This is a genomic window from Cellulosimicrobium cellulans (assembly GCF_016907755.1).
GTDB lineage: Bacteria > Actinomycetota > Actinomycetes > Actinomycetales > Cellulomonadaceae > Cellulosimicrobium > Cellulosimicrobium cellulans_D.
This window is the reverse complement of sequence record NZ_JAFBCN010000001.1, coordinates 3,336,567-3,359,457: the sequence shown is the minus strand read 5'-3', so window position 1 is coordinate 3,359,457 and position 22,891 is coordinate 3,336,567. Positions and strand designations below refer to the sequence as shown.

Below are 22,891 nucleotides of genomic sequence, written 5' to 3'. Positions count from 1 at the left end.
ACGACACATAAGCAGGGCCGCTCGCATATTGAGACGAGGCTCGGTCACGAGCAGCCGCGGGTCTTTCCCGGCCGCCGGCTGCGCCGGAGTGAGGTGCGGCCCCGCGTGGTCGCTTGAGCCGCACAGGGTGAACCGGTAGAAACGGTCGGGGCCCGTCGGGCCGGCGTGCGTGCGTACGGCACGGCGCGACAGCGTAGGGAGTGCACGATGACCAACCAGACAGAGCCGGCCGAGGACCCGCAGCCCAGCGCTGCGGGCACCGGGCCGACCACGGCGCCCGACGGCGTCGCGGTGGGTGACGGGGACTCCTCGGCCGAGCGCGCACCGGACGGGGTGCCCACGGAGCCGGGCGCCGGGGACGACGGCGGACCGGGTGGCACGGAGGGGGCCGAGGCTCCCGCCGAGCCAGCCGCTGCGGCCCCCGCACCGGGTCCGGTCTCGCCTTTCGCCGGGATGCCCGTGAGCGACTACGTGCGCGACGGCGTCGCCGCGCTCCTGCTGCTCGTGTCCCTCGCGCTGCCGTGGGACGTCGCGAGCCGCGCGTCCGACAAGATCGAGGTCGTCCTGCTGACGATCCTCTCCCTGCTCACCCTCGCGCTGCCCTACCTGGCACGCACCGGGGTGCTCCCCGCGACCTGGACCGTGCACACGACGCGCACGGTCCGCCTGCTCGCCAACGCCCCGTACGTGCTGCTCGTGGGGGTCTACCTCGTGGTCGACGTCGTCGGCGGCGGGGACTTCGGCGACGGCTGGGGCGGCGTCGGCTCCGCGGCCGCGCTCGGTCTCGCGGGCGCGCTCCTCGCGGCGCAGCCGCGCGAGAGCGAGCTGGGCCCCGAGGACCAGGACCGCGCGGTCTCGAACCGCTGGCTCCAGGCGCTCCTCGTGGGGGCCGCCGTCCTGGCGGTGACCGTCCTGCTCACGATCATCCTCACCGTCACGGGGACCCGCCTCGGCGGCGCGCTCTTCGTCCTGCTCGTGCTCGTGTCCGCGCTGTTCGTCCTCGCGCTCGTCGGGCTGCCGACGTACGGCACGTGGCGCCGTTCCGAGGCGGCGCGCCTCACGCTCGTCGGGCTGGGCGTCATCCTCGCGGTGGCGTTCGTGCTCGGTTCGGGCAACAACGGTCTCGTCACGATCGAGAGCACGCACGGCGGCCGGTTCGGGCTGGTGCTCGTCCCGGCGCTCGCGGCGATCGCCGCGGCACCCGCCGTGCACCGCGCGATGACCGCGGCCGACCCCGTGACGACGTGGGTGCGCGTCGCCGTCAACGCCCTCGACCTCGCGCTCGTCGTCGCGGGGTACGTCGCCGTGAGCGCCGTGCTCACGCTGGCCGACGGCGCCCGGGGCGTGCCCGTCGTGCTCGCCGTCGTGGTGGGGGTGCTCGCGGCGGCCGTCGCGTTCGTCGCGCGCCGCTCGCTCGCCCGCGACGCGACGTCGGGCCGTCCGCTCGCGCTCGGCGGGGCCGGCGTCGTCGCACTGCTGGGCATCGTCCTGCTCGTCGTGACGTCGAACCGGGTCGTGCTCGGCGGCGGCGTCGAGCACGTGCTCCTCGCCTTCGGGCTCCCGCTGCTCGTCGTCGGCGCCCTGACCGTGCCGCGCGAGGTGCGCGCGTACTTCGCCGAGCACCGTCCGGTGCCTGCCGCTGCCGCCGGGGAGGCGGCGCAGGCGTACGTCTGGCAGCCGCCCGCGCCCAAGCCGGTCCGCCCGGCACCCGTCGCCCCGACCGGGCCGGTGGCGGCCCAGCCGCCGACCGGCGCCTACACGGGGGCACCGCACGGCGCCGGCGCCTACCCGGGTACCGCGCACACCGGACCGGTCGCCCCGCAGCAGCCCGGGCAGGACCGCTGGGCGCCCGCGGGCGGCGACGCGACCGAGGTCCTCCCGGTCCAGCAGGTCGAGCCCGAGCGCAGCGGGTACGCGGCACGCCCCGGGCTGGACCCCGACCAGGGCCCCTCGACCGCCGTCATGCCGGCGTACCAGGAGGGGCAGCCGGGCACCGGCCCGCAGCCGACCGCGCAGCCCGGGTACCCCGCGCAGGGGTACGGGCAGGGGTACGGCCAGCAGCACGGCCAGCAGGGCTACCCCCAGCAGGCGCAGCAGGGCTACGGCGCCGGGTACGGGCAGCAGCCCGCGGCGCAGCCGCAGCAGTCGTACTCCCCGCCGGCGCAGCCCGTCCAGGCCTCGGGATTCACGGCCGCCCAGGCGCTCGACCCGGGGACGCCGCTCGAGGTCCTCGCGCAGATCGTCCAGGACGCACCGCACCTGCGTCCCCAGGTGGCGGCGAACCCGTCCACGTACCCGGCGCTGCTGGAGTGGCTCGGCAACCTCGGCGACCCCGCCGTCGACGCCGCGCTGCGCTCGCGCCGCTGACCGACCGACGACGCCCGGCCGACCTCCCTCGGAGGCGGCCGGGCGTCGTCGTGCCGTGCACGAGGGGGCGCGCGCGGACCGCCGTGGCACACGGTCGCGCGACGTGCCCGAGGAGCGGACGTCCGCGGGGCACGGACGGCGGAGGAGTACAGTGGGCGACGTGCACCTGATGCGGCAGCTCCTCCTTCGTTGCCGCGGCGAGGCTCTCTAGCCGGTCCCTCGTCGCGGTGGTCGGTGTGCCGGCTGACACCCATCAGACGACCCGAAGGACCCACGATGAACGCCTCAGCCCCCTCCTCGACGCCGACCGCCACGGACGCGAACCCGCAGCAGCCGTCGGGAATGCCGATCCACAAGTACCTGCCGTTCCACCGGCAGATCGACGTGTCGGTGCCCGACCGCACGTGGCCCGACAAGCGCATCGAGACCGCCCCCCGCTGGTGCGCGGTGGACCTGCGCGACGGCAACCAGGCCCTCATCGAGCCCATGAACGCGGAGCGCAAGCTGCGCATGTTCGAGCTGCTCGTCGAGATGGGCTACAAGGAGATCGAGGTCGGCTTCCCCTCCGCCTCGCAGACCGACTTCGACTTCGTCCGGATGCTCATCGAGGAGGACCGCATCCCCGACGACGTCGTCATCCAGGTCCTGACGCAGTCGCGCGAGCACCTCATCGCGCGCACCTACGAGGCCATCAAGGGCGCCAAGCAGGCGATCGTCCACCTGTACAACTCGACGTCGGTGCTGCAGCGCGAGGTCGTCTTCCGCTCCGACCCCGAGGGCATCATCGCGATCGCCGTGGACGGCGCGCGACTGTGCAAGAAGTTCGAGGAGACCGTCCCGGAGACGACCGTCTACTACGAGTACTCGCCCGAGTCGTACACCGGGACCGAGCTCGAGTTCGCCGCGCGCATCTGCAACGAGGTGCTCGAGGTCTTCGAGCCCCGCCCTGACCGCAAGGTCATCATCAACCTGCCCGCGACGGTCGAGATGGCGACGCCCAACGTCTACGCCGACTCGATCGAGTGGATGAACCGGCACCTGAACCACCGTGAGAACGTCGTCCTGTCGCTGCACCCGCACAACGACCGCGGCACCGCCGTCGCCGCCGCCGAGCTGGGGTACCAGGCCGGCGCCGACCGCATCGAGGGCTGCCTGTTCGGCAACGGCGAGCGCACCGGCAACGTGTGCCTCGTGACGCTGGGCATGAACCTGTTCAGCCAGGGCGTCGACCCGCAGATCGACTTCTCCGACATCGACCACGTGCGCCGCACCGTCGAGTACTGCAACCAGCTCGGCGTGCCCGAGCGCCACCCGTACGCCGGCGACCTCGTCTTCACGGCGTTCTCCGGCTCGCACCAGGACGCCATCAAGAAGGGCTTCGACGCGATGGCCGTCCACGCCGAGGCGGAGGGCAAGACCGTCGACGACCTCGTGTGGGCCGTCCCGTACCTGCCGATCGACCCCAAGGACGTGGGCCGCTCCTACGAGGCCGTCATCCGCGTCAACTCGCAGTCCGGCAAGGGCGGCATCTCCTACCTGCTGAAGTCGGAGCGCCACCTCGACCTGCCGCGCCGTCTGCAGATCGAGTTCTCCCAGGCCGTGCAGCACCACACCGACCAGCAGGGCACCGAGGTCACGGGCGACGACATCTGGCGGATCTTCTCCGACGAGTACCTGCCCGTCGAGGCCGACTCCGGCCTGGAGCCGTGGGGTCGCCTCAAGCTGCGCTCCACGCGCGCGTCGTCGAGCGAGGACGGCCCGGACACGCTGAGCGTCGACGTCGTCGACCGTGGCGAGCAGCTCACGCTCGAGGGGACCGGCAACGGCCCCGTCGCCGCCTTCGTCGACGCGGTCGCCCAGGTGGGCGTGGACGTCCGCGTCCTCGACTACGCCGAGCACGCCCTGTCCGAGGGCGGCGACGCGACCGCCGCCGCCTACGTCGAGTGCCAGGTGGGCGACGACGTCCTGTGGGGCGTCGGCATCGACCCGTCCATCACGACGGCGTCCCTCAAGGCCATCGTCTCCGCCGTGAACCGCGCGGAGCGCGCCGCCTCCTGACCTGTGACGCAGCCCCCGCCCGACCCGTCGGGCGGGGGCTGCGTCGTGCTGACGAGAGGCGAGAAGTGGCCCCCGTCGGCGGGCCGGGAGGGGCAGCTTCTCGCATCTCGCGACCGGGGTTCCGGTGCGGGTCGGCACGGGGCGTGGGTGGGATGGCGGACAATGGGGGCGTGGTGCTGTACCGAGACGACGCGATCGTGCTGCGCGCCCAGAAGCTGGGCGAGGCGGACCGTATCGTCACCCTCCTGACGCGCGAGCACGGGAAGGTGCGCGCCGTGGGCAAGGGCGTGCGGCGCACGTCGTCCCGGTTCGGGGCGCGGCTGGAGCCGTTCATGGTCGTGGACGTCCAGCTCTACGCGGGCCGGTCGCTGGACACGGTGACGCAGGCGGAGACGATCGGCCCGTACGCGCGGCGGATCTGCGAGGACTACGGCCTGTACACCGCGGGGGCGGCGATGCTCGAGACGGCGGAGCGGCTCGTGGCCGACGAGCGCGAACCGGCGGTGCAGCAGTACTGGCTGCTCGCGGGGGCGCTCCGGGCGCTGTCCGAGCAGGCGCACGCACCGAGCCTGGTGCTGGACTCCTACCTCCTGCGGGCGCTGGCGGTCGCGGGCTGGGCGCCGTCGTTCGTCGACTGCGCGCGCTGCGGCGAGCCGGGCCCGCACCACGCGTTCGCCGTCGCGCAGGGGGGTGCGGTGTGCTCGCGCTGCCGCCCGCCGGGTTCGACGGCGCCCGCCCCCCAGACCTTCGCCCTCCTCGCGGCGCTGCTCGCGGGGGAGTGGGAGACCGCCGACGCGTCGGACGCCCGGCACCGCAAGGAAGCGAGCGGCCTCGTGGCCGCCTACAGCCAATACCACCTGGAGAGAACGTTGCGATCACTGCGCATGGTCGAACGGGACGCGCCCGTCGCCCCGCCTGCCGGGCCGGTCGGCGCCGTCGCCGACCGTCGGGGAACGGGGGCGGACGCCTGATGGCGAAGCGGACGTACGCTCCGCCGTACCCGCACCCGAGCGGTGCGCGACCACCGGCGATCCCGGCGCAGTTCGTGCCGAACCACGTGGCGGTCGTCATGGACGGCAACGGCCGCTGGGCCAACGCGCGCGGTCTGCCCCGCACCGCTGGCCACGAGGCGGGCGAGGCGGCGCTGCTCGACGTCGTCGCGGGGGCGATCGAGATCGGTGTCAAGCACGTGTCGGCGTACGCGTTCTCGACGGAGAACTGGAAGCGCTCGCCCGACGAGGTGCGGTTCCTCATGGGCTTCAACCGCGACGTCATCCGGCGGCGCCGTGACGAGATGGACTCGTGGGGCGTGCGCGTGCGGTGGGCGGGGCGTCGTCCGCGGCTCTGGGCGTCCGTGATCAAGGAGCTCGAGGTCGCGGAGGAGCAGACGAAGCAGAACGACGTCTGCACGCTGACGATGTGCGTCAACTACGGGGGCCGGGCCGAGATCGCCGACGCCGCGGCCGCCATCGCGCGCGAGGTCGCCGCCGGGCGGCTCGACCCGCGCAAGGTCACGGAGCGGACCGTCCAGCAGCACCTCGACGAGCCGGACCTGCCGGACGTGGACCTGTTCCTGCGCAGCTCGGGCGAGCAGCGCACGTCCAACTTCATGATCTGGCAGGCTGCGTACGCGGAGCTCGTGTTCCTCCCGGAGCCGTGGCCGGACGTCGACCGTCGGTCGCTGTGGCGTGCGGTCGAGGAGTACGCGCGGCGCGACCGCCGCTACGGGGGCGCGGTGGACGCCGTGGGCAGCACCGCCTGACGGACCGTCGTGGGGGTCGCCGCCGGGACGGTGTCGGCGCCGGCCGGTAGCGTGCCCGGCATGGCTCTGAGCATCGGCATGGTGACCGTCGACTCCACCGACCCACGACCGCTCGCGCAGTGGTGGGCGCGTCAGCTCGGCGGGAGTGTCGTCGACGAGGCGGACGGGTGGTTCCTCGAGGTGGTGCCCGGCGAGGGCGCGGCAGCGCCCGTCCTCGGCTTCCAGCGCGTCGACGACCCGACGCCCGGCAAGAACCGGCTCCACCTGGACCTCGGGACGTCCGACCGGGAGGCGGACGTCGCAGCGCTCGTGGCGGACGGCGCGACGCTCGTCGCGGAGCACACCATCCCCGGGTACGGCTGGGCGGTGCTGGCCGACCCGCAGGGAAACCAGTTCTGCGTGGGCGCGCCCGAGGAGCCGGCGACGGACGTCGGCTGAGGCGGACGGTCGTCGCCGAGCCCTCCGGACCGGCCGCTCGTCCCGTGGCCGTGTCGCCGGTCCGGGACGGCCCGTCAGCGGGCGAGCGCGTCGAGCCGGGCGGCGAGCTCGACCGGTCGGCTGAGCGCCACGAGGTGGCCGCCGGGCAGCGTCTCGACCTCGGCACCGAGGCGCTCACGGGCGACGGCGCGCTGGAAGGGCACCGGGAACAGTCGGTCGTCGTCACCCTGGAGCACGACCGTGGGGACGTCCGGCCAGGCGGTTGCGGGCCACGGCTCGGCGAACGAGCGCTCGGACGGCTCGCGGTCGCTCTGCTGCACGGCGACCGCGACCGCGTCGGGCACGTCGTGGAAGAAGTCGTCCACGGGGTCGAACGCCCCGAGCCCCGTCGCGGCACGCCGCGCGGCGTGGTCCGTCGTGCGCCACCAGTCGGCGCCCGACTCGCCCGGCAGCGGGATCATCGGGTTGAGCAGCACGAGCAGACGGACCGGCTCACGCTCGCACACGAGCGGTCCCACGTACGCGCCCATGGACTGGGCGACGACGACGAGGTCGTCCCGCTCGGCGGGACCTGCCGCGCGGTGCAGGGTCGCGACGGCGACGGCGGTGAGGTCGGCCCACCCGTAGCCCTCGTCGTGCTGGGGCAGGTCGACGGGGACGGCGAGGTGTCCGAGCCGGGCGAGCTCCGGTGCGAGCAGGTCCCAGTACGCGGGGTCCCCGCCGGCGCCGGGCAGCAGGAGGAACGTGGTCATGCACGTTCGGACGGTCGGGCGCGCGTCATCTCATCGGTCGAGGCGCGGCGTGTCCGTCATGTCCTGGACGCGGACGTCGCCGTCGAGGACGAGGCCGTCCCCGTCGAGAGGGGGCGTCGCGCCCGCCAGGGAGAGCGATCCTCTCGCGGCGCGGCGTCGAACCATGACGGTCGTCCCGACGACCACGGCGACGACCAGCAGGACCAGCGCCGCGACACCCCACGGCGACCCGGTCGCGGCGGCGAACGCGGCCGTCCACACGGCCCAGCCGACGGTCGCGTAGATGGTCGCGTGCACCGCGCACCCGAGCGTCATCGCGGCGAGGTAGCGGCCGAACGGCATCCGGACGACGCCCGCGGCGGCGTTGACGACCGTCTTGGTGCCGGTCGCGAGGAAGGACACGGGGACGGCGAGGACGCCCCAGCGGCGGACCGTCTCGATCCCGCGCGCCGCCGACCGGCCGGACAGCCAGGCGTGGACGCGCGCGACCCAGGGCTTCACGGGGCGGGTGCGGTCGAGCGTCCACGTCGTGACGAGCCGCGCGATCCAGTACGTCGCCTGCGTCCGGACGAACGCGATCGCGAAGAAGAACGCGAACAGCGCGGCGAACGGGGCGCCGTCGAGCGCGTCGGGCACGGCTCAGTCCCGTGCAGAGGCGCGGGCGCACCCCGCGCACGTGCCGAACAGCTCGATCGTGTGCTGGATGTCGACGAACCCGTGCGACGTTCCCACCTGGTTGGCCCACGCCTCGACGGTCGGGCCGTCGATCTCGACCGTGCGCCCGCACGTGCGGCACACGAGGTGGTGGTGGTGCTCGCGGCGCTCGCACCGGCGGTACAGGTTCTCGCCCTCCTCGGTGCGCAGCACGTCGACGTCGCCGCCGTCCGCGAGGCTCTGGAGCGTGCGGTAGACGGTCGCGAGCCCCACGTTGTCCCCGCGGGTGCGCAGGATCTCGTGGAGCTGCTGGGCGCTGCGGAAGTCGTCGAGGTCCTCGAGCGCGTCCGAGACGGCGGCGCGCTGCCGGGTCATGCGCTGCACGTGTCACCTCCGGGTGTGCGGTTCGACGCCCCCGAGGGTACGAGGTCCAGCTCGACGTCGTCGGGGATGTCCGGGTGCGGGTCGCGCGCCACGCGCGGGCGTCGCCGGACCCACAGGGGCCGCAGGACGGCGACGAGGAGGTAGGTGGCGATAGCGAGGACCACGATGGTCGCGCCCGGCGAGACGTTGTTCCAGTACGTGAAGGACAGCCCGACGACGCACACGACGACGCCGACGACCGACGCGACGAGCATGGTGCGGCGGAACGAGCGCGTGACGAGCTGCGCGACCGCGACGGGCACGATCATCAGCGCGCTCACGAGGAGCAGCCCGACGACCCGCATCGACACCGTCACGGTGAGCGCGGCGACGACGGCGACCGCGATGTTGAGCGTCCGCACGGGCAGGCCGGACGCGCGCGCGAACTCCTCGTCGTGGCTCACGGAGAACAGCGCGGCGCGCAGCCCGACCCCGACGAGCAGGATCACGGCGCTGAGCACGACGGTGAGGACGAGGTCCGACGACGTGACGGTCGAGATCGAGCCGAAGAGGTACTGCATGAGGCTCCCCGAGGAGCCCCCGGCGAGCCCGATGAGGAGCACGCCGCCGGCGATGCCGCCGTAGAAGAGGAGCGCGAGCGCGAGGTCGCCGCTGGTCCGGCCCCGCTCGCGCACGACCTCGATGGCGACCGCGCCGAGCACGGCCGCGACGACCGCACCGGGGATCGCGAGCGCGTCGTTCGGGACGACGCCCATCGCCGCACCGACGAGCCAGCCGAGCGCGACGCCGGTGAGGGCGACGTGCCCGATGCCGTCGCCGAGGAGCGAGAGCTTGCGCTGCACGAGGTAGGTGCCCACGACGGGTGCGCTGACGCCGACGAGCAGCGCGGCGAGGAGGGCGCGCTGCATGAGCGGGTCGGTGAGCATCGCGGAGATCTCGGAGAACAACGTGGTCATGAGGCCGTCCTGGGTGCGTGGCCCGCGGCGAGGTCGGGGTTCAGCGTGTCGGTGAGGCCCGTCTCCGGGCCGGCGGTGCGGTTGTCGGCGTCCGCGGGCTCGTGCGGGTGCAGGTGCTGGTGCGTGGCGCCCGCGTGGGTCGACGACGCGCGGGGCGGGGCGCCGTCGTGCACGACGCGACCGTGCCGCAGCACGACGGCACGCTCGATGAGCGGGGCGAGCGCCCCGAGCTCGTGGAGGACGACGAGCACGGTCAGCCCGTCGCCGACGAGGCGCGTCATGGTCGCGGCGAACGCCTCCTGGCTGGGCTTGTCGACGCCCGCCACGGGCTCGTCGAGGACGAGGAGCTCGGGGCGGCGCACCAGGGCGCGCGCGATGAGCACGCGCTGCTGCTGGCCGCCCGACAGCTCGGCGGTGGAGTCGTCCGCGCGGTCGGCGAGCCCGACGAGGTCGAGCGCCTCGACCGTGCGCGCTCGCCAGCCGCGGGGGAGCCGGAGGCGGCCGCCACCGAGGAGGCCGGAGGCCACGACCTCGGAGGCCGTGGACGGCATGCCCGACGGCGCGGCGACGCGCTGCGGCACGTAGCCGAGCCGCTGCCACGGCAGGCGGGGTCCGAGCGGTGCGCCGAACAGGTCGACGGAGCCCCGGGACAGCGGGACGATCCCGACGAGCGCCCGCACGAGCGTCGACTTGCCCGACCCGTTGGCGCCGAGGACCGCGACGACCTCGCCCGCGCCGACGGTCAGGTCGATCCCGCGCAGGATCTCGCTCCCGCCGAGGGTCACGTGGACGTCGCGCGCGGCGACGAGCTCCGCTGCGCCCGTCATGAGCAGACGAGACCGGAGGTGAGCGCCTCGAGGTTGGACTCCATGACCTCACGGTAGTCCGTCGCACCCTCCGCGAGGCTCTCGATCGGGTCGAGGAGCGCGGTCTGCACGCCGAGGTCGTCGGCGAGCGTCTGGGTCACCTTGGGGCTCACGAGCGTCTCGAAGAAGATCGTGGTCACGCCGTTCTCGCGGACGATCTCCCCGACCTCGCGCAGGCGCGCGGGCGACGGCTCGGCCTCGGGGTCGATGCCCGTGATGCCGACCTGGTGCAGGTCGTAGCGCTCCGCGAGGTAGCCGAACGCCTCGTGCGACGTCACGAGCGTCGCTCCCGCACAGGGCGCGAGCGCCTGGGCGAACTCGGCGTCGAGGTCGTCGAGGTCCGCCGTGAGCGCCGCGGCGCCGGCTGCGTAGTCGTCCGCGTGGTCGGGGTCGATCGTGGAGAGCTCGTCCGCGACGGCGTCCCCGACGGCGGCGAGGCGCGTCGGGTCGAGCCAGAAGTGCGGGTCGGTCGCGCCGTGGTCGTGACCGTCCCCGGACTCGTCCGCGTGCTCGGCGTGCTCCTCCGCGCTCTCGTCGGCGTGCTCGCCCTCGCCGCCGGGGTGCTCCTCGAGCCCGGCGGACTCGGCGGCGTCGACGACGTGCTCGGGCGCGCGCTGCTCGATGCCCTCGTCGACCGCGGGCTGGAAGCCCGAGAGGTAGACGACGAGGTCGGCGTCGCCGATCGCGCGCACCTGGGCGGGCGCGAGCTCGAGGTCGTGGGGCTCGGCGGCGGGCGGCGTGAGGTTGGAGACGTCGACGTGCTCGCCGCCGACCTGCTCGACGACGTACTGGAGCGGGTAGAAGGACGCGAGCACCTGGAGCCGCCCGTCGTCGCCGGAGCCGCCGTCGCCGGGGGAGTCACCGGGGGAGCATGCCGCGACGAGCGCGGCCGTGGCGACGACGGCGGTGGTGGCGAGGGCGCGACGGCGCCGGGCGGGGGAGCGGTGCATGGGTACCAGTGTCCGCCTTCTTGAGAATGAATGTCAAAACCGTTCCCGGTGAGGCGGGTCACGGCCGGGTACGCTGGTCGGTCGGCGCCCGTGCGGGCGTCGCCCACCCGTCCAGCCCCCACGAGCCACGTGCGGGGCCGTGAGCACCAGGAGTGATGTCCGTGGCCGCAGCGCCCTCGCCCACCGCCCGTCTCGACGCCGTCGTCTCCCTCGCCAAGCGGCGCGGGTTCGTCTTCCCGTCGGGCGAGATCTACGGCGGTACCCGCTCCGCCTGGGACTACGGGCCGCTCGGCACCGAGCTCAAGGAGAACATCAAGAAGCAGTGGTGGCGCGCGATGGTCACCAGCCGCGACGACGTCGTGGGCCTCGACTCCTCCGTCATCCTCCCGCGCCAGGTCTGGGTCGCCTCGGGCCACGTCGGCGTCTTCACCGACCCGCTCACGGAGTGCCTGCACTGCCACAAGCGGTTCCGCGAGGACCAGATGATCGAGGAGTTCGAGGAGAAGAAGGGCCGCGCGCCCGAGGGTGGCCTCGCCGAGATCGTGTGCCCCAACTGCGGCACCCGCGGGCAGTGGACCGAGCCGCGCGACTTCAACATGATGCTCAAGACCCACCTCGGCCCGGTCGAGGACGAGTCGGGGCTGCACTACCTGCGCCCCGAGACGGCCCAGGGCATCTTCGTGAACTTCGCGAACGTCATGGGCGCGAGCCGCAAGAAGCCGCCGTTCGGCATCGGCCAGATCGGCAAGTCGTTCCGCAACGAGATCACGCCCGGCAACTTCATCTTCCGCACGCGCGAGTTCGAGCAGATGGAGATGGAGTTCTTCGTCGAGCCGGGCACCGACGCCGAGTGGCACCAGTACTGGATCGACACGCGCACCGACTGGTACGTCGACCTCGGCATCGCGCGCGACAACCTGCGCCTGTACGAGCACCCGCAGGAGAAGCTCTCGCACTACTCGACCCGCACGGTCGACATCGAGTACCGCTTCGGCTTCTCCGGCTCGGAGTGGGGCGAGCTCGAGGGCATCGCGAACCGCACCGACTTCGACCTCAAGACGCACGCGGAGCACTCGGGCAAGGACCTGTCGTACTTCGACCAGACGAAGAACGAGCGCTGGGTCCCGTACGTCATCGAGCCGGCCGCCGGCCTCACGCGCTCGCTCATGGCGTTCCTCGTCGAGGCGTACACCGAGGACGAGGCGCCGAACGCGAAGGGCGGCGTGGACACGCGCACGGTCCTGCGCCTCGACCACCGCCTCGCGCCGGTCAAGGCCGCCGTGCTGCCGCTGAGCCGCAACGAGCAGCTCTCGCCCAAGGCGAAGGACCTCGCGACCGAGCTGCGCAAGTACTGGAACGTCGACTTCGACGACGCCGGCGCCATCGGCCGCCGGTACCGCCGCCAGGACGAGATCGGCACGCCGTTCTGCATCACGGTCGACTTCGACACGCTCGACGACCAGGCCGTGACGATCCGGCACCGCGACCCGATGGCCCAGGAGCGCGTGGCGCTCGACAAGGTCACCGAGTACCTCGCCGGGCACCTGCTCGGCGCCTGACCGCCTTTCCGGTCGCGCGCCGGGAGCGTCCGCGCGCCGGGCACGCAGGAGGGGCGGGACCGTCGCGGTCCCGCCCCTCCGTCGCGTCGTCCGGGACGCGTCGCCCCCTGCGGCCTCGCGCTAGCGGGCCGCCCCCTTCGCTCGGTTGAGCAGGCCGACCACGAGGCTCACGACCAGCACGATGATGCCGATCCAGATGAGGATCTTCGCGGCTTCGATGGCGACACCGAGGATGAGCAGCACGGCGCCGACGATGACCAGGATGAGCCAGAGAGGCATGTCGTCCCTTTCGTCCGTGTCCGGCCTGGATTGCCGGACCTCCCCACCGTCACACGGGTCGCGTCCACTCGCTCGCTCAGAGGCGCTCGCCGCGGGGCTCCGACCGGATGGGACAATGGAGCGCGTGACTGCTCCCGCCACCGTCCTCAGCACGACGACCGCCGCCGACCCTGGCACGGGTCGGCTGCTCGCGCCGCTGCAGATCGGTCCGATCGTCGTCGACACCCCGGTCGTGCTCGCGCCGATGGCGGGCGTGACGAACCGCGCCTTCCGCACGCTGTGCCGTGAGGCCGGCGCGAGCGGCGGCGACGACCCCGGTCTCTACGTGGCGGAGATGGTGACGAGCCGCGCGCTCGTGGAGCGCAACACCGAGGCGCTGCGCATCGTGACGTTCGGCGCGGACGAGACGCCACGGTCCGCGCAGGTGTACGGCGTCGACCCGGCGACCGTGCGCGAGGCGGTGCGCATCATCGTCGCCGAGGACCGCGCCGACCACGTCGACCTCAACTTCGGCTGCCCGGTGCCCAAGGTGACGCGCAAGGGCGGGGGAGCGGCCCTGCCCTGGAAGCGGGACCTGTTCACGGCGATCGTGAGGGGCGCGGTCGAGGCGGCGCGCCCGTACGGGGTCCCGGTCACCGTGAAGATGCGCAAGGGCATCGACGACGACCACCTCACCTACCTCGAGGCTGGCCGGATCGCCGAGGGCCTCGGCGTCGCCGCGGTCGCGCTGCACGCGCGCACGGCCGCCGAGCACTACTCCGGCACCGCCGACTGGACCGCGATCGCCCGTCTCAAGGAGGCGGTGACGAGAGTGCCCGTGCTCGGCAACGGCGACATCTGGTCCGCCGAGGACGCCGTCCGCATGGTGCAGGAGACGGGCTGCGACGGCGTCGTCGTCGGCCGCGGCTGCCAGGGGCGGCCGTGGCTGTTCGCCGACCTCGCGGCCGCGTTCGCGGGCCGCCCCGAGCGCGTGCGTCCCGGGCTGCGCGAGGTGGCCGACACGATCTACCGCCACGGCGAGCTCATGATCGAGTACTTCGACGGCGACGAGGGCAAGGGCATGCGCGACCTGCGCAAGCACATGGCCTGGTACCTCAAGGGCTACGCGGTCGGCGGCGACGCACGCCGCGCGCTCGCGATGGTCTCGACGCTCGACGAGCTGCGCGGGCACCTCGACGCGCTCGACCAGGACGCGCCCTACCCCGGCGAGGCCGCCGAGGGCCAGCGCGGTCGCGCCGGGTCGCCCAAGACGCCGCACCTGCCCTACGGCTGGCTCGACTCGCGCGAGCTCGACGCCGAGCACGAGGAGCGCCTGCGCGAGGCCGAGCTGAGCGTCTCCGGCGGCTGACGGCGGTCCGGCGGGCGAGAGGGGGACGCGGCGATGCAGCGTGCGGGCGAGCCGTCGTGGCGCCTGTCCGCGACGGACGGTCACGACCTCGACCTCCTGCTCTGGTTCCGTGACGCGCTCGGGCTCGTCGCCCCGGGCGACGACGTCCCTCCCCGTGCGGTCCCGCGGCCGCCGGACCGGTCGGGTCTGCTGGCGGACGACGAGCGCGCGGCGGCCGCCGGCCGCTGGGCCGTGTGGTGGCGTGCCGCCGTCGCGTTCGCCGGCGAGGGCCACCTCGTGGAGGCGCCCGCGGGTGCGGGTCCGTTCCTCGCGTGGGTGCGCGAGCGCGGCGTCGTGCACGAGGCGATCGGCGCCCCGCCCGGCTTCGCCGCGCTCGGCGACGTCCCCGCGCTGCGTGCCGCCGTCGCGGCCCTCTTCCCCGACGCGCGCCGCGATCTCTCGGGGCGCGAGGCGGCCCCCGCGGGGGCGCTGCCTCGACGGGTGACTCCGGACGACCACCGTGAGCTGGCCGTGCTCGCCGCGGACGTGGCACGCGCTCACGGCGTCGGGGCCGGGGCGGTGCGCGGCGCCGTGCTCGTCGTCGCCGTGGCGGGACCCTGGTGGCGGCTCGTCGGCCCGGGCGTCGTGGTGTGCTCCCCGGACTACGGCGACGACGCGGCGTTCGCCGCGGAGGTCGTGCGGGCCGCGTTCGCCTCGGGGGTCGCCCGGGCGTGAGGGGAGTCCTCTCCATGTCACTGCCGCCGGGGCGCTGCTAGCGTCCCGAGCGATGTGGCCGACGTCACATCAGCACGGCGAGGGCCTGCCCGGCGCGGCGCCGCTCCCCGGAGGAGGCCGATGAGCACGACGTGGGGGATGGACGTCACGGCCGTGCGCCGTCTCGCCGCCGCGCTCGACGACGGCGCGAGGCTCCTGGAGGACACGAGGACGCAGCTCGACGCCCGCCTGGCGGGGTCGTTCGGTCTCGGGCCGGACATGGACGCGTTCCGTTCGCGGTGGAGCGGTGAGCTCGCGCCGTTGATCGGGCGGGCCGCCGCGACGCTGCGGGACGCCTCGCGCGGCGTCCGGGGGGACGCGGACGCGCAGGAGGCCGCGTCGGCGCCGGGCGGACCGCCCGACGACGTCCCGCGCGCGGAGGGTCCTGCCGTCCCCACGGAGGACCGCGCGCCGCGCGCGGCACCGCCCGGCGCTGCCGGCTGGTGGGACGCGGCGGTCGACGACTGGCTCAACGTGGGCGAGTCCGTCGACCAGCTCTGGGACGCGACGGGCGGCTCGGTGCTCGAGGGGAGCTGGCCCCGGACGTCGGCGGTGGTCGCCTCGCAGCTCAGGCTCTGGGGCGCGCTCGGCGGCGCGCTCGCCACCACGCTGACCGGTCACGCCACCAACCTCTTCGACGACGGCGACCCGTCCGTGGGCGACCCGGCCGTCTTGCCGCGCGGCGAGGTCCGGGTGCCCACAGCGGTGGAGGACCTGATCGGCGGCGTGACGGACGCGTACGGTGCCGGGGACGGCGTCGTACGCCTGACGACTCTCGACACCCCCTCCGGGCCCCGCGTGATCGTGAGCGTCCCGGGCACGCAGCCGTGGGACCCGCGCGCCGGGGCGAACCCGGTCGACCTCACGGGCAACCTCGTCTCGGCCGGCGGCGGGACCTCGACCATGACCGCGGCGGTCGAGCTGGCGATGCGGGTCGCGGGCGTCCCGCCCGGTGCGGAGGTCCTGCTCGTCGGGCACTCCCAGGGCGGTCTGACGGTCGCCGAGCTCGCGAGCGACCCGGCGATCGTGTCGCGCTTCTCCGTGACGGACGTGGTGACGTTCGGGGCGCCCGTCGACGGCGTCGTCGTCGACCCCCGTGTCTCGGTGCTCGCGCTCCAGCACGCGAACGACCTGGTGCCCCGGCTCGACCTGGAAGGTGCGCTGTACGTCCCGAGCCCCGGCCGGCCGGACGTCCCGGTCCTGCCCGGCCTGCCGGGCGTCGTCGACCGCAGCCCGCAGCACGTCACCGTCACGCTCCCGAGCCCGGGCGACTGGTGGGACGTGGCGGCCAACCACGCGCACCAGGGCTATGGCGCCTCCGTCGCGGCCAGCCAGGACCTCGCGCTCCTCGCGGCGGAGGAGCGGCTGCGGGAGCGGGGCTTCCTGGGCGGGTCCGTGGCCGGCGCGAGGGCCGTCGACGTGGTCGTGCGCCGGACGGACTGACGGCCGGGCGCCCGCTCCCGCGGGGCCCGGCCGCCGTGGTGACGCCCGTCAGACCGCGCGCAGCCAGACCGTCGTGTCGGACGGGACGCGGACCTGCGGGTCGGCCGAGCGGTCCGAGAGGACCGGGCCCGACGCGACGAGGACCTCCGCGCCGCGCGGCAGCACGACGGGCTCCGTGCCGAGGTTGGCGAGGACGACGACGTCACGGTTGCGGAGCGCGACGACGTCCGCGGAGCCGGCGAAGTCCTCCACCCACGCGAGCGTGCCGGAGCCGAGCCGCTCGGCGCGGCGCGTCGCGAGCGCGGTGCGGTAGGTCTCGTAGGTGGAGCCCTCGACGCCGCGCTGCGCGTCGGCGGCGTAGCGCGCGTAGGACGCGGGCTGGGGGAGCCACGTCTTCCCGGACGGACCGAATCCGAACCCGTCGGCGTCCGCGTGCCAGGGGATCGGGATGCGGCAGCCGTCGCGGCCCGCCTCGGCGCCCTGGGTGCGGAAGAACGCAGGGTCCTCGCGCACGTCGTCGGGCAGCGCGGTGTGCTCGGGCAGGCCGAGCTCCTCGCCCTGGTAGAGGTACGACGACCCGGGCAGGCCGAGCATGAGCAGCGACGCGGCGCGCGCGCGGCGCAGGCCGAGCTCCTCGTCGGGCTGCGCGTCGTGCGCGAAGATCCCGTTCGGGCGCAGGCCGGGGTCGGCGAGTCCGAGGCGCGACGCGTGGCGCACGACGTCGTGGTTCGACAGTACCCACGTCGTGGGCGCGCCGACCTCGTCGTTCGCGCGCAGCGACGCGGCGATCACGGTGCGCAGCGGCGCAGCGGACCACGCGGTGGTGAGGAAGGAGAAGTTGAACGCCTGGTGCATCTCGTCCGGGCGGACGTAGCGCGCGAGGCGCGAGAGCGGCTCGACCCACGCCTCGGCGACGAGGGCGCGGTCGCCGTCGTACTCGGCGAGGACGCGGTGCCAGGCGCGGTAGATCTCGTGCACGCCGTCCTGGTCGAACATCGGGCCGGAGTTGCCGGCGCCCGTCGACCCGTCCTCGGGGGCCCCGGGGTCGGCGGCCTCGGTGCCCTCGACCATCGAGACGGTGCCGTCCCAGTCGGGCAGGCCGTCGGCCTTGATCATGCCGTGCGCGACGTCGACGCGGAACCCGTCCACGCCCTTGTCGAGCCAGAAGCGCAGGACCTGCTCGAACTCGTCGCGGACCTCCGGGTTGTCCCACGCGAGGTCGGGCTGCGTGGAGTCGAACAGGTGCAGGTACCACTGGCCGGGCGTCTCGTCGTCGGCGCCGGTGACGGGACGGGCGTCCGCGCCCGCGGTCACGCGGGTCCACGCGGGGCCGCCGAAGATCGACTGCCAGTTGTTCGGGGGCAGCTCGCCGTGCTCGCCCTCGCCCTCGCGGAACACGTAGCGGGCGCGCTCGACCGAGCCCTCGGGCGCGGCCAGCGCGGCCTGGAACCACGCGTGCTGGTCGGACGTGTGGTTCGGGACGAGGTCGACGATGATGCGGATCCCGCGGGCGTGGGCCTGCGCGAGCAGCTCGTCGAAGTCGGAGAGCGTGCCGAACAGCGGGTCGACGTCGCGGTAGTCGGCGACGTCGTAGCCGGCGTCCTTCTGCGGGGAGCGGTAGAACGGGCTCAGCCACACCGCGTCGACCCCGAGCTCGGCGAGGTGGTCGAGCTTCGAGGTGATGCCGGGCAGGTCGCCGACGCCGTCGCCGTCGCCGTCCGCGAAGGAGCGCGGGTAGACCTGGTAGATCACGGCGTCGCGCCACCACTCGGGCGCCTCGCCCGGGCCGGTGTGCACGAGCGCCCCGGTGCTGAAGGGCGCGGGCGCGGTGGCCGTCGCGGCGGTGCTGGCGGTCGGCGTCGAATCGATACGAGTCATCGAGCTGTCGGTCCTCACGTGCGGGGTGTCGGGGTTCTTCAGGGGGGATTCACTCGCAGGCGGAGCGGGGGTGACGCCGACCCTCCATCGAGTGTAAGCGCTTGCGGTGGCGGGACGACGGCGCCCGGTCCGGCGGGCCGGCGGGGTGGGTCGTCGACGCCGTGGCGTGCGTCGTGCTGCCGTCAGGCGGTGGGCGAACCCGTCGCGGGAGCGGCGCCCGTGGAGTCGCGGACGATGAGCTCCGGCTGGAACAGCAGCTCGGTGCGCGGGGCGCGCTCGCCCTCGATCTCGGTGAGCAGCGCGCTGACGGCGGCGTGCGCCATCGCGTTCACGGGCTGGCGCACCGTGGTGAGCGGCGGGTCGGTGAAGGCGATGAGCGGCGAGTCGTCGTAGCCCACGACCGAGACGTCCTGGGGCACCCGCAGGCCGCGCGAGCGGGCTGCGCGGATCGCGCCGAGCGCCATGAGGTCGGAGCCGCAGACGATCGCGGTGTGGCCGGAGTCGATGAGCTCGCCGCCCGCCGCCTGCCCGCCCTCGACGGTGTACAGCGTGACGACGACGTGCTGCGCCGCCTCGGACGCGTCGGTCACGAGGCCGTGGCGCACGAGCGAGTCGGCGAAGCTCGCGAGCTTGCGCCGGGCGGGGACGAACCGGTCGGGACCGATCGCGAGCCCGACGCTGCGGTGCCCGAGCGAGACGAGGTGGCGCACCGACAGCTCGACGCTCGCGACGTCGTCGGGCGAGACGAACGGCGCGTCGATGCCCTCGGCGAACCCGTTGACCAGCACGATCGGGATGCCGCGGCTGCGCAGTCGCTCGTAGCGCTCGTGACTCGCCTGGGTGTCGGCGTGCAGGCCGGAGACGAACACGATGCCGTCGACCGCGTGGTCCATGAGCATGTCGACGTAGTCGTCCTCGGTCGTGCCGCCGGGCGACTGCGTGCACAGCAGCGGGGTGTACCCGTGCTCCGACAGCACCGACTCGATGGTCTGGGCGAACGCCGGGAAGACGGGGTTCGTCAGCTCCGGGACGACGAGGCCGACGAGGCCGGCCGAGCGGGTGCGCAGCGTCGAGGGGCGTTCGTAGCCCAGCACGTCGAGAGCGGCGAGGACCGCCTGGCGGGTCTCGCTCGCGACGCCGGGCTTCCCGTTCAGGACGCGCGAGACCGTCGCGGTGGAGACGCCGGCCTGGGCGGCGAGATCGCTGAGACGGGTGCGCACATGGGGAAGCGTAGGGGACACCGGACCTCCTCGTCCTGGTCGTCCGACCGGCGAGCCGCGAATCTCCGTGCGGAGGCGCGCGAACTCGTCGGCCGGGGAGGCGGGTGGGCGCCGGACGGCGCCCTGCAAAGCGTTGCATGAAAGTTACCGCAACGACTTGCATCTGTGCCACCTCGCGCTCTACCGTCGTCGCATCAGGGCCCGGCACGACCCCTCGGTCAGTCGGACCACCACCCCTCACCACACGCTTGGAGTGACCCGATGCGACGGAGCATCCTTCTTGCCGCCGCGCTGACCACGACGCTGGCGCTCGCCGCCTGCTCGTCCGGCGACAGCGGCGACGACAGCACCACGGAGCCGGAGGAGACCTCGTCGACCGGCTCTCTCACCGTGTGGGTCGACGAGACCCGCATCGACGTCTTCAAGGAGCTGGCCGCCCAGTTCAAGGAGGAGAAGGGCGTCGACGTCAAGCTCGTCCAGAAGGCCTCGGGCGACATCCGCGAGGAGTTCGTCCAGCAGGTGCCGACGGGCAAGGGCCCCGACGTCGTCATCGGCGCGCACGACTGGACCGGCGAGTTCGTGACGAACGGCGTCGTCCAGCCCGTCGAGCTCGGCGACAAGGCCGCCGAGTTCTCCGACGTCTCCGTCTCGGCGTTCACCTACGACGGCGCCGTCTACGGCGTGCCGTACGCGGTCGAGAACATCGCGCTGGTCCGCAACAACCAGCTCGCGAGCGAGACGCCCGCGACGTTCGACGAGCTCGTCGCGCAGAACGCGACGACCGGCGCGCAGTACCCGATCATCATCCAGCAGGGCGACGAGGGCGACGCGTACCACCTGTACCCGCTGCAGACGTCGTTCGGCGCCCCGGTCTTCGTCCAGAACGAGGACGGCTCCTACAGCACCGAGCTCGGCCTGGGTGGCGAGCAGGGCACCGCGTTCGCGAACTACCTCGCCAAGCTCGGCGCCGAGAAGGTGCTCGACCCGGCGATCGACGGCGAGAAGGCCAAGCAGGCGTTCCTCGACGGCCAGTCGCCGTACATCGTGACCGGTCCCTGGTACGCGACGGAGTTCACCGACGCCGGCATGGACATCTCCGTCCTCCCGGTCCCGAGCGCGGGCGGCGAGCCCGCGATGCCGTTCGTCGGCGTGCAGGGTGCGTTCATCAGCGCCAAGACGCAGAACGCGGTCCTGGCGAACGAGTTCGTCGTGAACTTCCTCGGCACGCAGGACGTCCAGCTCGAGCTCGCCCAGGCGGGCGGCCGCGCCCCGGCCCTCACCGCCGCGGCCGAGATGATCACCGACCCGATCATGACCCAGTTCGCGGAGGCCGCCGGCACCGCGCCGATGCCGTCGATCCCCGAGATGGGCTCGGTCTGGCAGTTCTGGGGCGTCACCGAGGTCCAGATCATCTCCGGCCAGGCCGCCGACCCGGCTGCCGCGTGGCAGACGATGGTCGACAACATCCAGTCGGCGATCGACGCGGGCTGATCCCCGCAGCGTCGTAGCGAGGCCCCGCCCGTCGTGGGCGGGGCCTCGTGCCACGCGTCACGGGAACGCGATCCCGCGGCGCCGCGCAGGACGGCCACCGACGGCCGCCAGAGACCGGAGAGAGCGCAATGAGCAAGCAGGACACGGCGCCGAGGCCGACCAGCCCGACGGGCACAGGGGTCGACGACGCGCCACGGAACGAGTCGCACGCGCGGCAGATGAGCCCGGGGTTCTGGGTGAAGCTCGTCCTCATGGCCCTCGTCAACGCCCTCGGCCTGTACGGGGTGTGGACGGCGGCCGCCGTGGGTTCGTGGGGCATCGTCGCGGTGCTCGTCGCCGCGGTCGCCGTCGCCGACTGGGTGTACTTCTCGCGCCGGATGGTGCCGGCGAAGTACCTCTACCCGGGCCTGCTGCTCCTGCTCGTGTACCAGCTCTTCGTCATGGTCTACACGGGCTACGTCGCCTTCACGAACTACGGCGACGGTCACAACTCGACGAAGACCGACGCCATCGAGGCGATCTCCGCGCAGAACGAGCGGCGCGTCGAGGGCTCGGAGGCGTACCCCCTCACCGTGGTGACGTCCGGGGACGATCTCGCGTTCGCCGTCGTGCGCGACGGCGAGGTCGAGGTCGGCGACGCCGAGACCCCGCTCGCACCCGCGGACGGCGAGGCCGAGGGTGACCGCGTCGTGGCGGTCGACGGTTACGAGGTCCTCGACTTCGCGCAGATCGCCGCCCGGTCGGGTGAGATCACGCAGCTGCGCGTGCCGGTCTCCGACGACCCGGCGGACGGCGGCCTGCGGACGCAGGACGGCTCCGTCTCCTACGTCTTCCTCCCCGTGCTGCAGTACGACGAGGCCACCGACACCTTCACGAACACCGAGACGGGCACGACCTACACGCCCGACGACCGCGGGAGCTTCGTCTCCGCCGAGGGTGAGGCGCTCACGCCGGGCTGGCGCGTCGGCGTCGGGTTCGAGAACTTCACCAAGATCTTCACCGACGACCGCGTCTCCGGGCCGTTCCTGCAGATCCTCGTGTGGACCTTCGTCTTCGCGTTCGTGTCCGTCGCATCGACGTTCGTGCTCGGGCTCTTCCTCGCGATGACCTTCAACGACCCCCGTGTGCGCGGTCGCAAGGTGTACCGGGCGCTCCTCATCCTCCCGTACGCGTTCCCGGGCTTCCTCGCGGCGCTCGTGTGGAAGGGCATGCTCAACGAGCGGTTCGGGTTCGTCAACGAGGTCCTGCTCGGCGGCGCCGAGATCCCGTGGCTCACCGACCCGTGGCTCGCGAAGCTCTCCGTCCTCGGCGTCAACCTGTGGCTCGGCTTCCCGTACATGTTCCTCATCTGCACGGGTGCGCTCCAGTCGATCCCCTCGGACGTCCTGGAGTCGGCCCGCATGGACGGCGCGAGCCGCTGGCGCACGGTGCGCTCGATCGTGCTGCCGCTGCTGATGATCTCGGTCGCGCCGCTGCTCATCTCGTCGTTCGCCTTCAACTTCAACAACTTCACGCTCATCTACATGCTCACGGGCGGCGGGCCGAACTTCGAGGGTTCGCCGATCCTCGTCGGGTCGACGGACATCCTCATCTCGATGGTCTACTCCGTGGCGTTCGACTCGGGCATCAAGCAGTACGGGCTCGCGAGCGCGGTCTCGCTGCTCATCTTCGTCATCGTCGGACTGATCTCGTGGCTCGGCTTCCGCCGGACCCGCACCCTCGAGGAGCTGTGA

20 protein-coding genes are annotated in these 22,891 nt (G+C 73.5%); 11 read left to right on the top strand and 9 right to left on the bottom strand.

Annotated features, from left to right (window positions below):
* Positions 1 to 207: 207 nt before the first annotated feature.
* The 5 genes from JOE63_RS14670 (at position 208) to JOE63_RS14650 (ending at position 6,625) form a co-directional block, all read left to right on the top strand.
* Positions 208 to 2,367: a tetraspanin family protein gene (locus tag JOE63_RS14670; RefSeq protein WP_087469274.1), complete on the top strand. Its 2,160-nt coding sequence runs from the start codon at positions 208 to 210 to the stop codon at positions 2,365 to 2,367.
* A 276-nt stretch (positions 2,368 to 2,643) separates the two neighbouring features.
* Positions 2,644 to 4,425 (top strand): 2-isopropylmalate synthase, encoded by a 1,782-nt coding sequence (gene leuA, locus JOE63_RS14665; protein ID WP_087469273.1) that lies wholly within the window; start codon positions 2,644 to 2,646, stop codon positions 4,423 to 4,425.
* A 152-nt stretch (positions 4,426 to 4,577) separates the two neighbouring features.
* Complete coding sequence (gene recO, locus JOE63_RS14660; protein ID WP_374059045.1) at positions 4,578 to 5,396, top strand: DNA repair protein RecO; 819 nt, start codon at positions 4,578 to 4,580, stop codon at positions 5,394 to 5,396.
* Positions 5,396 to 6,187 (top strand): isoprenyl transferase, encoded by a 792-nt coding sequence (locus JOE63_RS14655; protein ID WP_204542320.1) that lies wholly within the window; start codon positions 5,396 to 5,398, stop codon positions 6,185 to 6,187. Before recO ends, JOE63_RS14655 begins: the two co-directional genes overlap by 1 nt.
* A 60-nt stretch (positions 6,188 to 6,247) precedes the next feature.
* Positions 6,248 to 6,625, top strand: a complete 378-nt coding sequence (locus JOE63_RS14650) for a VOC family protein (protein WP_087472418.1) — start codon at positions 6,248 to 6,250, stop codon at positions 6,623 to 6,625.
* A gap of 74 nt (positions 6,626 to 6,699) precedes the next feature.
* On the opposite strand, the gene JOE63_RS14645 is transcribed toward JOE63_RS14650, so the two are convergent.
* The 6 genes from JOE63_RS14645 to JOE63_RS14620 are packed head-to-tail and all read right to left on the bottom strand — an operon-like array spanning position 6,700 to position 11,187.
* A complete protein-coding gene (locus JOE63_RS14645; RefSeq protein WP_204542318.1) occupies positions 6,700 to 7,377 on the bottom strand; it encodes an alpha/beta fold hydrolase in 678 nt (225 codons plus the stop codon).
* A gap of 30 nt (positions 7,378 to 7,407) precedes the next feature.
* On the bottom strand, positions 7,408 to 8,013 hold the full coding sequence (locus JOE63_RS14640; protein ID WP_157759414.1) for a DedA family protein: 606 nt from the start codon (positions 8,011 to 8,013) through the stop codon (positions 7,408 to 7,410).
* A gap of 3 nt (positions 8,014 to 8,016) precedes the next feature.
* Positions 8,017 to 8,406, bottom strand: a complete 390-nt coding sequence (locus JOE63_RS14635) for a Fur family transcriptional regulator (RefSeq protein ID WP_087472417.1) — start codon at positions 8,404 to 8,406, stop codon at positions 8,017 to 8,019.
* The gene (locus tag JOE63_RS14630) at positions 8,403 to 9,371 is read right to left on the bottom strand and encodes a metal ABC transporter permease (RefSeq protein WP_204542316.1); all 969 of its coding nucleotides are present in this window, start codon (positions 9,369 to 9,371) and stop codon (positions 8,403 to 8,405) included. Before JOE63_RS14630 ends, JOE63_RS14635 begins: the two co-directional genes overlap by 4 nt.
* On the bottom strand, positions 9,368 to 10,198 hold the full coding sequence (locus tag JOE63_RS14625) for a metal ABC transporter ATP-binding protein (protein ID WP_087469268.1): 831 nt from the start codon (positions 10,196 to 10,198) through the stop codon (positions 9,368 to 9,370). Before JOE63_RS14625 ends, JOE63_RS14630 begins: the two co-directional genes overlap by 4 nt.
* Entirely contained in the window at positions 10,195 to 11,187 is a 993-nt protein-coding gene (locus tag JOE63_RS14620; protein ID WP_204542313.1) for a metal ABC transporter substrate-binding protein, read from the bottom strand. The genes JOE63_RS14625 and JOE63_RS14620 overlap by 4 nt, the downstream gene beginning before the upstream one ends.
* Positions 11,188 to 11,348: 161 nt before the next feature.
* On the opposite strand from JOE63_RS14620, the gene JOE63_RS14615 reads away from it, so the two are divergent.
* Entirely contained in the window at positions 11,349 to 12,746 is a 1,398-nt protein-coding gene (locus tag JOE63_RS14615) for a glycine--tRNA ligase (protein WP_307840116.1), read from the top strand.
* A 120-nt stretch (positions 12,747 to 12,866) separates the two neighbouring features.
* Here JOE63_RS14615 and JOE63_RS14610 read toward each other — a convergent pair whose 3' ends face one another.
* A complete protein-coding gene (locus JOE63_RS14610) occupies positions 12,867 to 13,025 on the bottom strand; it encodes a hypothetical protein (RefSeq protein ID WP_157759413.1) in 159 nt (52 codons plus the stop codon).
* Positions 13,026 to 13,140: 115 nt separating this feature from the next.
* On the opposite strand from JOE63_RS14610, the gene dusB reads away from it, so the two are divergent.
* The 3 genes from dusB to JOE63_RS14595 all read left to right on the top strand — a co-directional run bounded on the left by dusB (position 13,141) and on the right by JOE63_RS14595 (position 16,569).
* Positions 13,141 to 14,373, top strand: a complete 1,233-nt coding sequence (gene dusB / locus JOE63_RS14605) for a tRNA dihydrouridine synthase DusB (RefSeq protein WP_087469265.1) — start codon at positions 13,141 to 13,143, stop codon at positions 14,371 to 14,373.
* A 33-nt stretch (positions 14,374 to 14,406) separates the two neighbouring features.
* Entirely contained in the window at positions 14,407 to 15,087 is a 681-nt protein-coding gene (locus tag JOE63_RS14600) for a hypothetical protein (protein ID WP_204542309.1), read from the top strand.
* Positions 15,088 to 15,207: 120 nt separating this feature from the next.
* Positions 15,208 to 16,569 carry a hypothetical protein gene (locus JOE63_RS14595; protein WP_204542307.1) on the top strand — a complete coding sequence of 454 codons (1,362 nt, stop codon included), beginning with the start codon at positions 15,208 to 15,210 and terminating at the stop codon, positions 16,567 to 16,569.
* 48 nt (positions 16,570 to 16,617) lie between these two features.
* Here JOE63_RS14595 and JOE63_RS14590 read toward each other — a convergent pair whose 3' ends face one another.
* Both JOE63_RS14590 and JOE63_RS14585 read right to left on the bottom strand, forming a co-directional pair.
* The gene (locus JOE63_RS14590; RefSeq protein WP_204542305.1) at positions 16,618 to 18,447 is read right to left on the bottom strand and encodes a glycoside hydrolase family 13 protein; all 1,830 of its coding nucleotides are present in this window, start codon (positions 18,445 to 18,447) and stop codon (positions 16,618 to 16,620) included.
* 182 nt (positions 18,448 to 18,629) lie between these two features.
* Positions 18,630 to 19,667, bottom strand: a complete 1,038-nt coding sequence (locus JOE63_RS14585; RefSeq protein WP_244286197.1) for a LacI family DNA-binding transcriptional regulator — start codon at positions 19,665 to 19,667, stop codon at positions 18,630 to 18,632.
* A 261-nt stretch (positions 19,668 to 19,928) separates the two neighbouring features.
* On the opposite strand from JOE63_RS14585, the gene JOE63_RS14580 reads away from it, so the two are divergent.
* Positions 19,929 to 21,158 (top strand): sugar ABC transporter substrate-binding protein, encoded by a 1,230-nt coding sequence (locus JOE63_RS14580; RefSeq protein WP_204542304.1) that lies wholly within the window; start codon positions 19,929 to 19,931, stop codon positions 21,156 to 21,158.
* 128 nt (positions 21,159 to 21,286) lie between these two features.
* Entirely contained in the window at positions 21,287 to 22,891 is a 1,605-nt protein-coding gene (locus tag JOE63_RS14575) for an ABC transporter permease subunit (protein ID WP_204542302.1), read from the top strand.

Excerpts from the sequence above, each read along its gene's own strand:
- JOE63_RS14670 (WP_087469274.1), top strand. The coding sequence starts at position 208 with ATGACCAACCAGACAGAGCCGGCCGAGGACCCGCAGCCCAGCGCTGCG.
- leuA (WP_087469273.1), top strand. The coding sequence starts at position 2,644 with ATGAACGCCTCAGCCCCCTCCTCGACGCCGACCGCCACGGACGCGAAC.
- recO (WP_374059045.1), top strand. The coding sequence starts at position 4,578 with ATGGCGGACAATGGGGGCGTGGTGCTGTACCGAGACGACGCGATCGTG.
- JOE63_RS14655 (WP_204542320.1), top strand. The coding sequence starts at position 5,396 with ATGGCGAAGCGGACGTACGCTCCGCCGTACCCGCACCCGAGCGGTGCG.
- JOE63_RS14650 (WP_087472418.1), top strand. The coding sequence starts at position 6,248 with ATGGCTCTGAGCATCGGCATGGTGACCGTCGACTCCACCGACCCACGA.
- JOE63_RS14645 (WP_204542318.1), bottom strand. The coding sequence starts at position 7,377 with ATGACCACGTTCCTCCTGCTGCCCGGCGCCGGCGGGGACCCCGCGTAC.
- JOE63_RS14635 (WP_087472417.1), bottom strand. The coding sequence starts at position 8,406 with ATGACCCGGCAGCGCGCCGCCGTCTCGGACGCGCTCGAGGACCTCGAC.
- JOE63_RS14630 (WP_204542316.1), bottom strand. The coding sequence starts at position 9,371 with ATGACCACGTTGTTCTCCGAGATCTCCGCGATGCTCACCGACCCGCTC.
- JOE63_RS14625 (WP_087469268.1), bottom strand. The coding sequence starts at position 10,198 with ATGACGGGCGCAGCGGAGCTCGTCGCCGCGCGCGACGTCCACGTGACC.
- JOE63_RS14620 (WP_204542313.1), bottom strand. The coding sequence starts at position 11,187 with ATGCACCGCTCCCCCGCCCGGCGCCGTCGCGCCCTCGCCACCACCGCC.
- JOE63_RS14610 (WP_157759413.1), bottom strand. The coding sequence starts at position 13,025 with ATGCCTCTCTGGCTCATCCTGGTCATCGTCGGCGCCGTGCTGCTCATC.
- dusB (WP_087469265.1), top strand. The coding sequence starts at position 13,141 with ATGGAGCGCGTGACTGCTCCCGCCACCGTCCTCAGCACGACGACCGCC.
- JOE63_RS14600 (WP_204542309.1), top strand. The coding sequence starts at position 14,407 with ATGCAGCGTGCGGGCGAGCCGTCGTGGCGCCTGTCCGCGACGGACGGT.
- JOE63_RS14595 (WP_204542307.1), top strand. The coding sequence starts at position 15,208 with ATGAGCACGACGTGGGGGATGGACGTCACGGCCGTGCGCCGTCTCGCC.
- JOE63_RS14590 (WP_204542305.1), bottom strand. The coding sequence starts at position 18,447 with ATGACTCGTATCGATTCGACGCCGACCGCCAGCACCGCCGCGACGGCC.
- JOE63_RS14580 (WP_204542304.1), top strand. The coding sequence starts at position 19,929 with ATGCGACGGAGCATCCTTCTTGCCGCCGCGCTGACCACGACGCTGGCG.
- JOE63_RS14575 (WP_204542302.1), top strand. The coding sequence starts at position 21,287 with ATGAGCAAGCAGGACACGGCGCCGAGGCCGACCAGCCCGACGGGCACA.